At 59.2% G+C, this 13,894-nt stretch carries 8 protein-coding genes and 1 pseudogene; 8 read left to right on the top strand and 1 reads right to left on the bottom strand.

Annotation, left to right across the window (positions count from 1 at the left end):
* Positions 1–102: 102 nt before the first annotated feature.
* Positions 103–786, bottom strand: a complete 684-nt coding sequence (locus WG921_RS05740) for a VPLPA-CTERM sorting domain-containing protein (RefSeq protein ID WP_340108474.1) — start codon at positions 784–786, stop codon at positions 103–105.
* 145 nt (positions 787–931) lie between these two features.
* Here WG921_RS05740 and WG921_RS05735 point away from each other — a divergent pair, with 145 nt between their 5' ends.
* The 8 genes and pseudogenes from WG921_RS05735 (at position 932) to WG921_RS05700 (ending at position 13,891) form a co-directional block, all read left to right on the top strand.
* Positions 932–1,330, top strand: coding sequence for a DNA-methyltransferase (locus WG921_RS05735; protein WP_340108250.1), 399 nt, complete (start codon positions 932–934; stop codon positions 1,328–1,330).
* Positions 1,327–2,070 (top strand): DUF5681 domain-containing protein, encoded by a 744-nt coding sequence (locus WG921_RS05730; RefSeq protein WP_340108249.1) that lies wholly within the window; start codon positions 1,327–1,329, stop codon positions 2,068–2,070. The genes WG921_RS05735 and WG921_RS05730 overlap by 4 nt, the downstream gene beginning before the upstream one ends.
* A 76-nt stretch (positions 2,071–2,146) precedes the next feature.
* Positions 2,147–2,862: pseudogene (locus WG921_RS05725) on the top strand (IS66 family transposase); the annotation flags it as partial.
* Between the two features lie 214 nt (positions 2,863–3,076).
* Positions 3,077–3,214, top strand: a complete 138-nt coding sequence (locus WG921_RS05720; protein ID WP_340108248.1) for a hypothetical protein — start codon at positions 3,077–3,079, stop codon at positions 3,212–3,214.
* A 363-nt stretch (positions 3,215–3,577) separates the two neighbouring features.
* Complete coding sequence (locus WG921_RS05715) at positions 3,578–4,483, top strand: WYL domain-containing protein (RefSeq protein ID WP_340108247.1); 906 nt, start codon at positions 3,578–3,580, stop codon at positions 4,481–4,483.
* 1 nt (position 4,484) lies between these two features.
* Positions 4,485–7,334, top strand: a complete 2,850-nt coding sequence (locus tag WG921_RS05710; protein WP_340108246.1) for an SNF2-related protein — start codon at positions 4,485–4,487, stop codon at positions 7,332–7,334.
* Positions 7,335–7,363: 29 nt separating this feature from the next.
* Complete coding sequence (locus tag WG921_RS05705; RefSeq protein ID WP_340108245.1) at positions 7,364–10,633, top strand: site-specific DNA-methyltransferase; 3,270 nt, start codon at positions 7,364–7,366, stop codon at positions 10,631–10,633.
* 3 nt (positions 10,634–10,636) lie between these two features.
* Positions 10,637–13,891 carry a DEAD/DEAH box helicase gene (locus tag WG921_RS05700; RefSeq protein ID WP_340108244.1) on the top strand — a complete coding sequence of 1,085 codons (3,255 nt, stop codon included), beginning with the start codon at positions 10,637–10,639 and terminating at the stop codon, positions 13,889–13,891.
* Positions 13,892–13,894 lie beyond the last annotated feature (3 nt).

Genomic DNA, 13,894 nt, shown 5'->3' with positions numbered 1-13,894 from the left:
CGCTCGATGGTATGAGCGTTTCAAATTCATTCAGCTGAGTCCGGCGAAACAGAAAAATGCCCCAGTTCCGGACCTGGAGCATTTTCAACATTGGACCTGTCGTCAAGCTTTTTTGCGCCTGATGAACGCAAAACCGCTAATTCCGGCGAGCAGCAGCGGGAGGCTCGCAGGCAGCGGGACCGCCGAGACGTCGATGCTTACGCCGCCACGGTTATCACCGATGATGTTGTCGTGGATGTAGAACCCGACATCTTGCTCGCTGCCCAGCGTGAAGCTCGCCATCACCATCCCCTCGACTGAGGCGAAGGCTCCCTCCGGGTCCTCGTAGAAGAAAGGCGTGAAGGGGAGCGCGTAATTCACCAGATTTGTTTTCGTATTGTCGGTCGGGGCAACGTTGGTCTTGTTCACCTCGCCGACAGGCTCCGCTGTTTCAGGCATGAAAAAAGCAAAGGAGTGCTCGAAACCCCTGTTGCAGAGCGTTCCACTCGAAGCATCGCAACCTGAGGCGCTGCTCCAGCGTGACCAGGCCAAGAATAGATCCTTGGTCGGCATGATGTTGTACGTGCCAGGGCCAAAGGTATGGTAAGCGATCGAATTCGTGCCCGCATTTATATCGTTAGCATCAAGATAAAAGCTCCCGGCGCTGTCCTTATGGAGCATGCCCGAGTTTCCGCCCACAACGGAATCCAGATTGATCGTCACCGTCGCCGCCGTCCCCGACAGCGGCGCCAGCAGCGCCAGCAGCGCCACCGCCAGCGAAATTGACAGGGTTTTTGCAATTGACATGATTTTCACGAAGATTTCCCCACATTTGAGATACACACGGTTGAAATTAATAATGCCTTGCGAATTAATTCGCAACCCTCTGTAATATAAATAGAAACTTCTACTCAAAATTCGCCTTTTACGCGAGTGCGCGCCACAGCCAAGGATGGTTTCGAGGCGCGAAACGCCCCACGTCAACACGTTCGGGCTCGGCGAGGGCGGGCGATACCGCACCAATGTCTGGGAATACCGCGGCGTCAACTCCGACGGGGCGGGACGGCTCGAGGAACTCGCCATGCATCCGACTGTCAAACCGGTGCGGATGATCGCCGACGCGATCCGCGACGTCTCGGGGCGGGGCGAGATCGTGCTCGACCTGTTCGGGGGCTCCGGCTCGACGCTGATCGCAGCGGAGAAGACCGGCCGCCGGGCGCGGCTCGTCGAGCTCGATCCAATTTATTGCGACACGATCCTCGCGCGCTGGGAGAGGATCGCGAAGGATGAGGCGGAGCAGCTCGTCTGCGGATGGGAGCCCGATGTCGCGGCCAAGGTGGCGGCCGAATGAGCGGGCGCGCCGGAACGCCGCCGAAGCCGCGAGAGACCCAGCTGACAGTCACGCCGGATCGGACCGATTACGAGGTCGGTTACGCGAAGCCGCCGGCGTCGTGCCGGTTCCGGCCCGGCGTCTCTGGCAACCCGCGCGGGCGGCCGAAAGGCGCGAAGAACAAGCGCCCTGCGCTCAACGAGGAGCGGATGAAGGCGATCATTCTTGACGAAGCCTATCGCGAGGTCGCGATGCGCGACGGCGACCGCACTGTTTCGGTCCCGGTCGCCCAGGCCGTCATCCGGGCGCTCGGCGTCAAGGCGGTGAAGGGCGACCACCGCTCGCAGCGGCTTTTCGCCGAGCTGCTCGGCGCCACCGAGCGGGCCAACAAGGCGCTCGCCGACGAGCTCCTCGAAACGGCGATCACCTACAAGGTCGAATGGGAGCGCGAACTCGACCGGCGCGACCGGCTCGGACTCACCGGCCTGCCGGAACCGCTGCCGCATCCCGACCACGTAGTCATCGACATGGACCGCGCCACCGTCAGCTTCTCCGGCCCGCTCACCAAGGAGGACAAGGCCGATCTCGACTGGATGCTCGGGCGCAGGGCCGAGTTCGAGATAGAGCTGACGGAGCTGCGGCGAGAGCTCGAGGAGGATCCGGAGCATCCGCATCGCGCCCTGATCGACAGCGAAATCGCGCACAACGAGCGCATCATCGGGATCATCGACCGAGGTCTTCAAAAGCGAGGCGGTAAATAGACGGAGCGTGGGTCGCGCCTATGGCGCGGAGGCGCCGCGGCCGCCTTCGAGCCGTCGCCACGCAATTACCCACCCCCTGACGATCAGCCAGGGGGCGCTGGGGAACATGTTCGCGCGCGGCGGCGCAGCGTTCGCGGCGGAAAAGACTGCGGTTCTTGAGCGGCTGCGCCAGGCGCGGGCCGTAGCCAGCGACGAAACCGGGGTGCGGCGGTGGTGCGCGAGGTGATGGGCGGGCGTCGCCCCGAGTTCTGGTGTTCGGATCGCTACAGCGCCCAGCAGAACCACGCCGCACGCCATCAGACCTGTCTCGCACATCTGGCTCGGGACGTCGCTTGCGCCGTCGAGGCCAGCGACGACCCCGCACCGTTCCGGCTCAAGCTCTGGTTCGGCGAGGTCTTCGCGCTATGGCGCACCCTCGGCGATCTCGCCGCCAGCACGGTCGCGCGAAAGCGTCGCGAGCTGGAAAACCGGATCGGCGCCATCCTCACCGCTCGGACGGACTGCGGCCTGACCCGCGCCCTGCTGGCGAAGATCGCCAATGCGCGGGACCAGTTGCTCACTTTCATCGACGCTCCCGATCTGATCGAGCCGACAAACAACGCCTGCGAGCGCGCGCTGCGGCCCGCCGTGATCCACCGCAAAGTGACCAATGGCTTCCGCGCCGCATGGGCGGCCCAAACCGACGCCGCCCTGCGCACCCGCGTCGATACCGCGCGGCTGTCGGGCCAGAACCCCTATCGGATCACCCGCCGAACCCTCGCCTCGTCAGCCCGGCGGGAACCGGGCGGGTAATTACAGAAAAAAGGCCCACACTAGGGCCTCGTCTCGGGTTCGCGAATGGTTTGTGGCGGAGGAAGTGTAACAAATACCGAACTCTCTCCCGTGTCGATGGCTTCGGCACGGGATCGCAGCGAAAATCTGCGCATCAACGAGGGGCAGAGACCCGGTCTTTAGCCAGAAGAGACGCTCGGCCCGCCCGGACCATCAGGACCATCTGCATCTAACCGTGATCAAGGGCTATGTCGGCAAGCTGCTCGGGAACGCCCTGGTAGTACGCTACCTGGCGCAGAACCATCCGGAGTTCCTCGGCGGGTTCCAGACCATCACCGAGATCACGCCAGCCGAGGCCGCCGAGGAGGAGTAGCGGCCCGTAGGCCAACAATGGGGACCCGGACCCGATAAGCGCGGGGACTGCGGGAGACGCCGGACCGTGGGCCGGATCAAGCGCGGCGGTGGGGATGGCGGCGAAGCCGCTCGGAGCCCACCAGGCCGGCTGAGCTTTCGCCGGCTGCGCGGCTGCATGGCGTAGCCGTGTCAAAGTTCGGGCGTGTCGAGACGTTGATCGGCTCGGCACGCCCGCTTCCCTCGTCCTGCTGCGCGCAACAACTTCAATCGCTGCAGGCGCAATTTCGATTGCCCGCGCTCTGTCACTCCGATAGCGTTGCAAGCAGCACAGAAATTGGGCGCGCATAGTTAGCGTGCCCACCGGCTGAGCCGGGAGAGCATGATGGACAACGAGAGGTCGGAGCTGCGCTGGGGCGTCGAGCAGCGTCTCGAGTTCATAGAATTCCGCCTGTTCTGGGAGGGACATGTGAACCGCAGCGATCTGATGGACCAGTTCGGGGTCTCGGTGAACCAGGCGTCCACCGACCTGAACCGCTACATCGGCTTCGCACCGGACAATATGGTCTATGACAAGAGCGCGCGGACCTATGTCCGCGGCCCTGGCTTCAAGCCACAGTTTCTCGAACTCGACGCGCGCCGCTACCTCGCACAGCTGCGCTCGCTCGCTGACGGGATCCTCGACCGTGAGGACTCTTGGATCGCCAACCTCCCGCCATATGCGTCCACCCCTACGCCTGTGCGGGGCGTCGATCCGGTGACGCTCCGTTCGGTTGTCGGCGCCATTCGCCGCTCAGAGGCGATCGAAGTGAAGTACCAGTCCCTCTCCAGCCCCGAGCCCCGCTGGCGCTGGATCGCGCCCCATGCCATCGCTTTCGACGGGTTCCGTTGGCACACGCGGGCGTTCTGCCTGACCGATGACTGCTTCAAGGACTTCCTTCTCTCCCGGATCCTCGACATCCGAGGATCGCGCGAAAGCAAAACGTCGGCCGACGAAGATCGCGATTGGCATTCCGAAGTCACGCTGGAGGTCGGGCCCCACCCCGAACTCTCCGAGACGCAGACCAAGGTCATCGCGATTGACTACGGCATGCGAGGCGGCAAGGCGAAGATCAAGGTCCGGCGCGCGCTCCTCTACTACGCGCTCAGGCGGCTTGGGCTCGATACCGATCCAGCCGCCAGGAGGCCGCAGGATCAGCAGATCGTGCTCCTCAATCGAGAACACATTGATCGCAACATCCCCTCCGTCGGCAATGCCTTCGGTCCCGCAAGTCAGGTTCCGGAGAGCTGAATTGATCACGGAATATCACTCCAAGCTATTTGCGTACGAACTGAGTAAGCGGCATTCCGTTGCCGACAATGAAAAACTCGCCGGAGCACTTTTGGACGCGCAGGTCGACCTCAATCCTCACCAGGTTGAAGCTGCACTGTTTGCATTCAAGTCACCGCTCTCGAAAGGAGCGATTCTAGCTGACGAGGTGGGTCTTGGAAAAACAATCGAGGCTGGGTTGGTCCTCGCTCAGAAATGGGCCGAAGGGAAACGTCGCATTCTGATCATCACGCCAGCCAACTTGCGGAAGCAGTGGTCGCAAGAGGTCGAGGAAAAATTCTTCCTTCCGACGCTTATCCTCGAGGCCAAGAACTACAACAAGATGTCGAAGGACGGGGTGCGTAGCCCATTCGATCAGAAGCGCCTTGTGATCTGCTCTTTTCAATTTGCGGCACGGCACGCCGAGGCTTTGATGGTCATTCCTTGGGATTTGGTGGTAATCGACGAGGCGCATCGCCTTAGGAACGTCTACCGACCAGACAATCGGATCGGACGCACTCTGAAGGGCGCGCTCATGAACGCGCCCAAGATCCTGTTGACAGCTACGCCCCTGCAGAACTCGCTGATGGAGTTGTACGGACTTGTCAGCCTGATCGATGACTTCACTTTCGGCGACGCCAAGAGCTTTAGGGCCAAGTACGCGCGGCTGACGGGTGATGATCAGTTCGACGAACTGAAGCAGCGACTGCAAGCTGTCTGCCATCGAACGCTTCGTCGCCAAGTGCTCGAATACATCCGATATACAAATCGCATTCCCATCACACAGGAGTTTGTGCCAACCGAGGCAGAGCAGGCTCTTTACGACATGGTTTCGGAATACCTGCGAAGGCCTTCTCTGCACGCGTTGCCGTCGTCGCAGCGAACCCTCATGACGCTGATCATGCGGAAGCTGCTCGCATCCTCGACTTTCGCCATCGCAGGCGCTCTTGACTCTCTTGCGCGGAAGCTTGAGCGGCAACTCAAGCAAGACACTGACCTGCGGAGCAAGCTCGAGGAGGAACTCGCGGAAGACTACGAGGAGTTCGATGAACTGGCAGACGAGTGGCCAGAGGGCAATGATCAGCCCGAATTGCTGTCCCCGGACGATGTGAACGCGATCAAGAAGGAAATCTCCGACCTACGCGAATTCCGCGACCTCGCTGTTTCGATTTCTGAGAACGCGAAGGGGCAAGCACTTCTCAGCGCGTTGAGCGCTGGCTTCGCCAAGACACAAGAACTTGGTGCCGCCCAGAAAGCCATCATCTTCACGGAGTCGCGCCGCACCCAAGAGTATCTTGTGCGCCTTCTGTCAGACAACGGCTACGGCGATCAGCTCGTTCTTTTCAACGGATCCAACACGGACGCGCAATCCAAACAGATATATGATGCCTGGCTTGAGAAGCACAAGGGTAGCGATCGCATTACTGGCTCACGGACGGCCGACATACGTGCCGCATTGGTCGAGTACTTCCGAGAGAATGCGTCGATCATGATCGCAACAGAGGCCGCTGCAGAAGGCATCAACCTACAATTCTGTTCCATAGTGGTGAACTATGATCTTCCTTGGAACCCCCAGCGAATCGAGCAACGCATCGGTCGATGCCACCGCTACGGCCAGCTTTATGACGTTGTGGTTGTCAATTTTCTAAACAAAAACAACGCAGCGGACCAACGTGTCTACGAGCTTCTGGCCGAGAAGTTTCAGCTATTCTCTGGGGTATTCGGCGCTTCTGACGAAGTCTTGGGATCGATAGAATCCGGTGTAGACTTTGAGAAGCGGATCGTAACCATCTATCAAACATGCAGGTCGACTGAAGAAATCGAAACTGAGTTCTCCCGGCTTCGGGGCGAGATGGATGAAAACATCAGCGCCGCAATGGAGGACACGCGTCGAAAGCTTCTGGAGAATTTCGATGCGGAAGTCCATGATCGCCTGAAAATCAATCTCGACAAGAGCAAGGAGTACATCGGGCGATACGAACGAATGCTCTGGGCCGTCACGCGGCACGAGCTCCGCGACCGCGCCCACTTCGATGACGAACACCTGACCTTCACGCTTAAAGAACCGCCAAGAGGGCTCGCTGTCCCTACCGGTGGCTACGGGATCGCCAAGAACGGTCTGAGCGAGCACAGATACCGTTTGGGTCACCCGTTGGCGCAGCATATCATCCAGCGCGCCAAGGACCGAACGCTCGATGGCGCCGGGTTGGCGTTCGATTATTCGGCCTGGCCGGCCAAGGCCATCAGCATTGAACCGCTTGTCGGGCGCAGCGGCATACTCGCGGCACGCTGCCTTAGCTTTTCCGGCTTCGACGCGCAGGACCACATGCTTTTCGCAGCGATCACCGATGAGGGCGAGCTGATCGAGGAAGATGTCGTTCGGCGTCTGTTCGAGATGCCTTGCAGCGTTCGCGGGGATCCGGGGCCGATCGAACGCCCCCGGCTTGAGGATGCACTCGCTGCGCGCGAACAAGCCGTGACCGACGCCCTGAAGCGCCAGAACGCGGAGTGGTTCTCGGCCGAGAGCCAGAAGCTCGAAAGGTGGGCCGAGGACAAGGTCTTCGCCGCCGAGAAGGAATTGAAGGATGCAAAGGCGCGGATCCTCGAGCTCAAGCGCGAAGCGCGTACGGCCGAGTCCCCCGAGGCGCAGCACCGGATCCAGATGCAGATTCAGGACCTGGAGAAATCCAAGCGCCGGCTCCGCCAACGCATCTTCGAGGTGGAGGACGAGATCATCGACGAGCGTGATCAGATGATCTCGGACCTGGAAGGCCGCCTCCAACAGGATATCAGCAAACAAGAGCTCTTCGCCGTCCGCTGGGCGGTCGTGTGAGCCAACAGAACGCAGGAGAAACTCGCCACATGCCGAACGTCGAGAAACAACGAGAACGTCTGATCAGCCTGCTGAAGGAGCTGTTTCAACTCGACCAGCCGGACCTGGACTTTGGCTTCTATCGCATCATGCATGCGAAGGCCGGTCAGGTAACGAAGTTTCTCGAAGAGGACCTGCTTGGCATCATCCGCAACGCCTTCGGCGAGGCGGACGGCGCCCGTGTCGAGCAAGCGAAGGCGGCCTACGAGGCTGCCCGCCAGCAGGCCATCGAATACGGCGCACCCGATCCGGACGTGACGGAGCCCGTCAAGAAGGCCAAGGCGGCGTGGGATGCGGCCAAGGAGAGCGGTAGCAACGAGGGCGACGTCTACGACCACCTCTACCGCTTCTTCGAGCGCTACTACGACAACGGCGATTTCATGAGCCGCCGCTACTTCGCGCGTGAGACGGACGGCAAGGCGGCCCCCTATGCCGTCCCCTACGACGGGCGCGAGGTCTATCTGCACTGGGCCAACCGCGACCAGTACTACATCAAGACGTCCGAGTACCTGACCAACTTCACCTTCGATCCGACGCAGGCGAAGGACTTCCAGGCCCGTCACGGTGCGCTGTTCGAGCAGAAGCCGCTCAAGGTCCATTGCCGGATCGTATCGGCGTCCGAGGGCGAGCACAACAACGTCAAGGCGTCCGAGCAGACCGAACGCTACTTCATCATCCACGAACCGGAGCCGGTGAAGATCGAGACGGGCGACACCGGCGAGCCGGAACTGGTGATCCAGTTCCAGTACCGCGCTGATCCCGAAAAGACCGGCCAGGAAGGCACCTGGCGCAAGAAGCGCCTTGCCGAGGCGGCGGAGAAGGTGAAGGCGCGGCTGCCCGAGTTGGATGGCGCGGAAGACTTCGTGACCGCACTTATGACCCCGGCGCCGACCGAGAAGGAGAAAGAGCGCACCCTGCTGGAGAAATACCTGACCAAGTACACTGCCCGGAACACGATGGACTATTTCATCCACAAGGACCTGGGCGGGTTCCTGCGGCGCGAGCTGGATTTCTACATCAAGAACGAGGTCATGCGGCTGGATGACATCGAGTCCGCCGATGCGCCGCGGGTGGAAGCCTACCTGGCCAAGGTCAAGGTGCTGCGGCGCATTGCGCGGCATATCATCGACTTCCTCGCCCAGCTTGAGGACTTCCAGAAGAAACTGTGGCTGAAGAAGAAGTTTGTTGTCGACACCCAGTACTGCATCACGCTCGACCACCTCCCGGAGGAGTTCTATCCGGAGATCGCCGCGAACGAGGCACAGCGAGAAGAGTGGTCATCGATCTGCGATTTCCCGAAGAGCAATTCTCTGCCAAAGAGATCTGACGCTCAGGCCAGAAATCTGGTCTTGGACACTGCTCACTTCTCCGCCCCTTTCGTCGAGAAATTGGTCTCCAAAATCGACGTATCTCCTGAGGCGCTCGATGGCCTTCTGATCAACTCAGAGAACAGTGATGGTCTTAACATCATTCGCCGCTCAGCGACGAACGTTGTGAAGTCTATCTATATTGATCCGCCCTTCAACACTGGCGATGACGGCTTCGCCTACAAAGACAACTATCCGCATTCGAGTTGGCTATCATTGATTCGAACTCGCCTAACCCAAGCAATGCCACTGCTGGATCAATCGGGAACTTTTTCGATAAGTATTGGTCCAGAAGAGATTGGATCTCTGCGATTCCTCTGCGATGATATATTCGGCGAGACAAATCGTCTTCCACTTGTAACCGTCAAGCGCGGCAGCGTCACAGGGCATAAGGTTATCAATCCAGGTGTGGTCACGATCTCTGACTACCTTCTAACCTATGCGAAGAAAAAGAAGTCCTGGATCGGCAATGACGTCTACTCCGAACGAGAGAGGGACGTTCGATACAATCAATTCATTCGAAATCGTGCAGAGAGCCATACAGAATGGAGATTTTGTTCGCTGCTTGATGCCTTCTCTGAACACGTCGGGGTCGAAAAGAGACAACTCAGAAAGCACTTCGGCGATGAACTCGAGTCCGAGATAGTAGACTTTGTCAGCGAGAACGCAGATGCAGTTGTTCAAACGGTGACAGTTGATCGTGCCGGCGTTGGAGCCGATTTTCTTGTTGCCGTCGATCGCTCAGCAGACGAGCCAGGTGTTGTTCACTTGCATGCTCGAACTGGAAACCCGGATGTATATCTCCTCGGCGGAAAGAAGATAATTTTCTATGCTGACAAGCTGCAAACAATCGGGGATCGGCGTGTCACTGCTGAGCGTGCTTCTGATATCTGGCTCGATGTTCTGCCGAATGATCTTCACAATGAGGGTGGTGTTGAGTTGAAGAAAGGCAAGAAACCTGAGGCGCTTCTTGCTCGGATCATTGAGATGAGTACGAACAAATCTGACGTGGTGCTCGATTTCTTTCTGGGCAGCGGAACTACCTCTGCAACTGCACAAAAGATGGGTCGGAAGTGGATTGGGATTGAAGCAGCGGCTTACTTTCGAGAGAAATCACTCGCGCGGATGAAGCAGACCTTGGCGGGTGATACGCGAGGCGTAAGCAAGATGTTTAATTGGAAAGGCGGTGGCGCCTTCAAATACTTGCGCCTCGAGACATATGAGGACACGCTAAACAATCTCGCTTTCAGGTCGTCACCGACCACCGTTGAGGCATCAACTGACTTCGCCCGGGATTACATGCTACGCTACTGGCTCGATTTCGAGACCAATGGCAGTCCGTCGCTCCTGAACATCGAATGGTTCGACGATCCGACCGCCTACAAGCTGAAGATCAAGAAGCCCGGCACGGAAGAGTATGTCGAGAAGGCCGTGGACCTTGTCGAGACGTTCAACTGGCTGATCGGCCTGCATGTCGAGCATCTGGACCGCTGGCGTGGCTATGACGCCACCTTCAAGCGCGAGGTTGATCCCCAGCTGCCGGAGGACACGAACACCCGACTGATGCTCGACGGCGCGCTGAAGGAGACGGACGATGGCGCCTGGCGCTTCCGCAAGGTCGAGGGCTACACCCTGCGTACCCCAGGCGATCACAACGACCGCGAGAAGGCGCTGGTCGTCTGGCGCAAGCTGACTGGCGATCTCGAGAAGGACAACCTGATGCTGGATGAGTGGTTCCGGAAGTACCGCCTCTCCGCGCAGGACACCGAGTTCGACGTAATCTACGTGAACGGCTCCAACAACCTGCCCAATCTCCGCCGGGACGAGGAGACCTGGAAGGTGCGCCTGATCGAGGAGGCGTTCCATCAGGCGATGTGGGACGTGGAGGGCTGAGCGATGGCGAGAAAGCCCAAATCCAAGATCAAGCCGCTCCCCTTCGGCCACAAGCTGGTGCTCAACCAGTGGATTGTCAGCCTGTTCGGCTTCGATCCGCTGAAGGACCACAAGAACGGCAAGCGCACGCTCCGGCCGGTGCAGCCGCTGGCCAAGACGGTGAAGGACGCACCGGAGGGCATGACGGCCGAGAACCTGCACCACTTCTACAAGGCGCTGGACGTTCACATGCAGGCGTGCGCCCAGATCACGCGGGCCGACCTGCTGCGCTACGAGCACAACATCGTCAGCCACACGCTGGCGATCAACGAGAAGCGCGACCGTCCGATCGTCTGGAAGTACTACCAGTGGCTCTCACTGCTGTTCGCCGAGATCTATCTCGACCGGTTCTTCGCTGATCGCGCGGCGCTGCTCGATGCGCTGAACGCCTATGTCGATACCTTCGACAAGTACTGGACCGGTGAGGGCTACGAGACGGGGATCACCCCCTACGAGCTCGACGACCTGAACAAGCTCTGCCTGCAGAACGCCACCGGCTCGGGGAAGACGCTGCTGATGCACGTCAACTTCCTCCAGTTCCGGCACTACGCCTCGAAATCGTCGCTCAAGCACGATCTGACGCGGACGGTGCTGATCACGCCGAATGAGCAGCTTTCCCTGCAGCACGCGCGCGAGATGAAGGGCAGCAATATCGTCGCATCGCGGCTTCTGACGGACAGCGGCGACCTTCTCTCCTCGGGCAAGAACGGGCTGCGTCAGGTGGACTACACCGAGGTGACCAAGCTCGGCGACACCGACGGGCCCAACGTCATCGCGACGCGCAATCTCGGCGACCAGAACCTGCTGCTTGTCGACGAAGCCCATCGCGGGATGGGAAGCCAGGAAGAGCGCGGCTGGTTCCGAAGCCGCGCCCGCCTATCGGAGAAGGGTTTCGTCTTCGAGTACTCGGCGACGTTGAAAGAGGCCGTTACGGCAGCGAAGCGCCCGGAAATCGAGGCATCCTACGCGAAGACGATCCTCTTCGATTACTCTTACCGGTACTTCTACGAGGACGGTTACGGCAAGGACTACCGGATTTTCAACCTTCCGCGGACCTTCTCCCAGCTTGAGTTCTCGTACCTGACTGCCTGCCTTCTGAGCTTCTATCAGCAGCTTAAGCTTTACGAGGACAAACAGGGCATTTATGCGCCTTACAACATCGAGAAACCGCTCTGGGTTTTCGTCGGCTCCAGCGTGACCAAGGCCACCGGATCCAAGGCCGAGAAGGCCACAGTTTCTGACGTAGGCAAGATCCTTGTCTTCATCGCGAAGTTCCTGAAGAGCGAGGGTACGTCGGCCGCCGAGATCGAGCGGATCCTTACCGGCAACGCTCAGGAAACTGGTCTTCTCGACGAGAACGGCGGCGACATCTTCGCCGGCGGTTTCGTCTACCTTCAGCAGCTCATGCTCCGGGAAGGCTGGAAGCCTGGCGACCTGTTCCGCGACATCCTCGAAAAGCTCTTTCAGAACCGGGCCGGTGGTGAGTTGTCGATTGCCCGGATCAAGGGCGACGAGAACGAGGTCATGCTGCGTGTCGGTCAGGCCGAAAAGCCTTTCGGACTCATCAACGTCGGCGACGCATCCGGCTTGGCGACGCATATAGCTGAGCAGGAGTTCGACAACGTCGCGGTCCTGGAATCCGAGTTTGCCGAGACGATGTTCGGGCAGATCAACCAGTCCAGTTCCCCGGTCAATCTGCTCATAGGTTCCAAGCGCTTTGTCGAAGGCTGGGATTGCTGGCGCGTCAGCACCCTTGGTCTCATGCATGTCGGCAAGAGCGAAGGCGCGCAGATCATTCAGCTTTTCGGGCGCGGCGTCCGGCTGAAGGGGTATGACTGGTCGCTCCAGCGCAGCGGCTTCGCCACCCCAACCCATCAACCGGAGCTCATCCAGTACGTCGAGACCCTGAATGTCTTCGGGATCGAGGCCGACTTCATGGAGCGGTTCCGAAAGTTCCTCGAAGAGGAAGAGCTTCCCCGCAACGATCAGAAGCAGGTCTTCACAGTTCCGCTGACAGTGACTTACGACTTCGGGCAACGGCTCAAGGTACTGCGTCCCCGAAAGAAGCGTGGTGACGGTCGCGAGTACGATTTCAAGAGGGACGGCGCAGTGCCGGCCCTGACGCTGATCCCAGAAAAGATACGCCAAAAGGGCGTCGCGATAGATTGGTATCCCCGCATCCAGTCTCTTGAGTCCAAGAAGGGCAGCAAGCTAGGCACCAAGGAGGAGACCGTTTTCGAGGATGGCCATCTGGACTTCCTGGACTACGATGACCTTTTCTTCCGTCTTGAGAAATTCAAGCGTGAGCGCACCTGGCACAATCTCAACATTACGAAGTCCATGATCAGAACGCTGCTCACTGACCGGACCTGGTACAAGGTCGTCGTGCCCTCGGGGAAGATGGAGTTCTCGGATTTTGGGAACGTCGCGCTCTGGCAGGAGATGGCGGCAGAGCTCCTGCAGAAATTCTCGGAAGAATACTACAACTACTGCAAGGCGGCCTTTATCGAGCCACGTCTTGAGCTCCGTGAGATCGAAGCTGGTGACGGTAGCCTGCCTGAAGCTGACGAGTACCAGCTAATCGTCGATGCCAGCGAAACAGCGCTGATTAACGACATCCAGAGCCTCACCGGCGAAATATCTACTCGAAAAGCCGGGGTGTTGCGTGCTGGCGATTTGAAAGGCTGCCTGTTTGGCACGCATCTCTACGAGCCAGTGCTTCATACGGCCAAGGGAAGCAAAATCCAGATTGCGCCGGTTTCATTGAATGAGAGCGAATTCCAGTTCCTGGATGATCTGCGCCTCTTTATCGAAAAGGATCAAGCGCGGCTGGCGGCGGAAGGAATTGAACTATTCTTGCTTCGCAATGAGAGCCGCGGGCGCGGGGTGGGCTTCTTTGAGGCAGGAAATTTCTATCCCGACTTCCTTCTATGGCTCGTGAAGGACGGCAGACAGCACTTGGCTTTCGTCGAGCCTCATGGCCTCCAGCATGAAGGCCCTGGCCACAAGAAGATTGAGTTCCATCAGGTCATCAAGGGCATCCAGGCAAGGCTCGCCAGCGAGAACGTCATACTGAACAGCTTTATCGTCACACCGACACGGTTCGGCAAGCTGAACTGGGGCAAAACGATCTATGAATTGGAGGACATGCATGTTCTGTTCATGGAGGATCGAAAAGACACCTATGTCGCCTCAATAATAAATCGCATGGCGGCATAGACA

This window comes from Paludibacillus litoralis (assembly GCF_037646705.1).
Classification (GTDB): domain Bacteria; phylum Pseudomonadota; class Alphaproteobacteria; order Rhodobacterales; family Rhodobacteraceae; genus Pikeienuella; species Pikeienuella litoralis.
Note: the sequence above shows the minus strand (reverse complement) of the source record. Positions and strands in the feature narration are given on the sequence as shown.

Coding starts and splice junctions, on each gene's coding strand:
- WG921_RS05715 (WP_340108247.1), top strand. CDS start 3,578: ATGGACAACGAGAGGTCGGAGCTGCGCTGGGGCGTCGAGCAGCGTCTC.
- WG921_RS05705 (WP_340108245.1), top strand. CDS start 7,364: ATGCCGAACGTCGAGAAACAACGAGAACGTCTGATCAGCCTGCTGAAG.
- WG921_RS05730 (WP_340108249.1), top strand. CDS start 1,327: ATGAGCGGGCGCGCCGGAACGCCGCCGAAGCCGCGAGAGACCCAGCTG.
- WG921_RS05735 (WP_340108250.1), top strand. CDS start 932: ATGGTTTCGAGGCGCGAAACGCCCCACGTCAACACGTTCGGGCTCGGC.
- WG921_RS05740 (WP_340108474.1), bottom strand. CDS start 786: ATGTCAATTGCAAAAACCCTGTCAATTTCGCTGGCGGTGGCGCTGCTG.
- WG921_RS05700 (WP_340108244.1), top strand. CDS start 10,637: ATGGCGAGAAAGCCCAAATCCAAGATCAAGCCGCTCCCCTTCGGCCAC.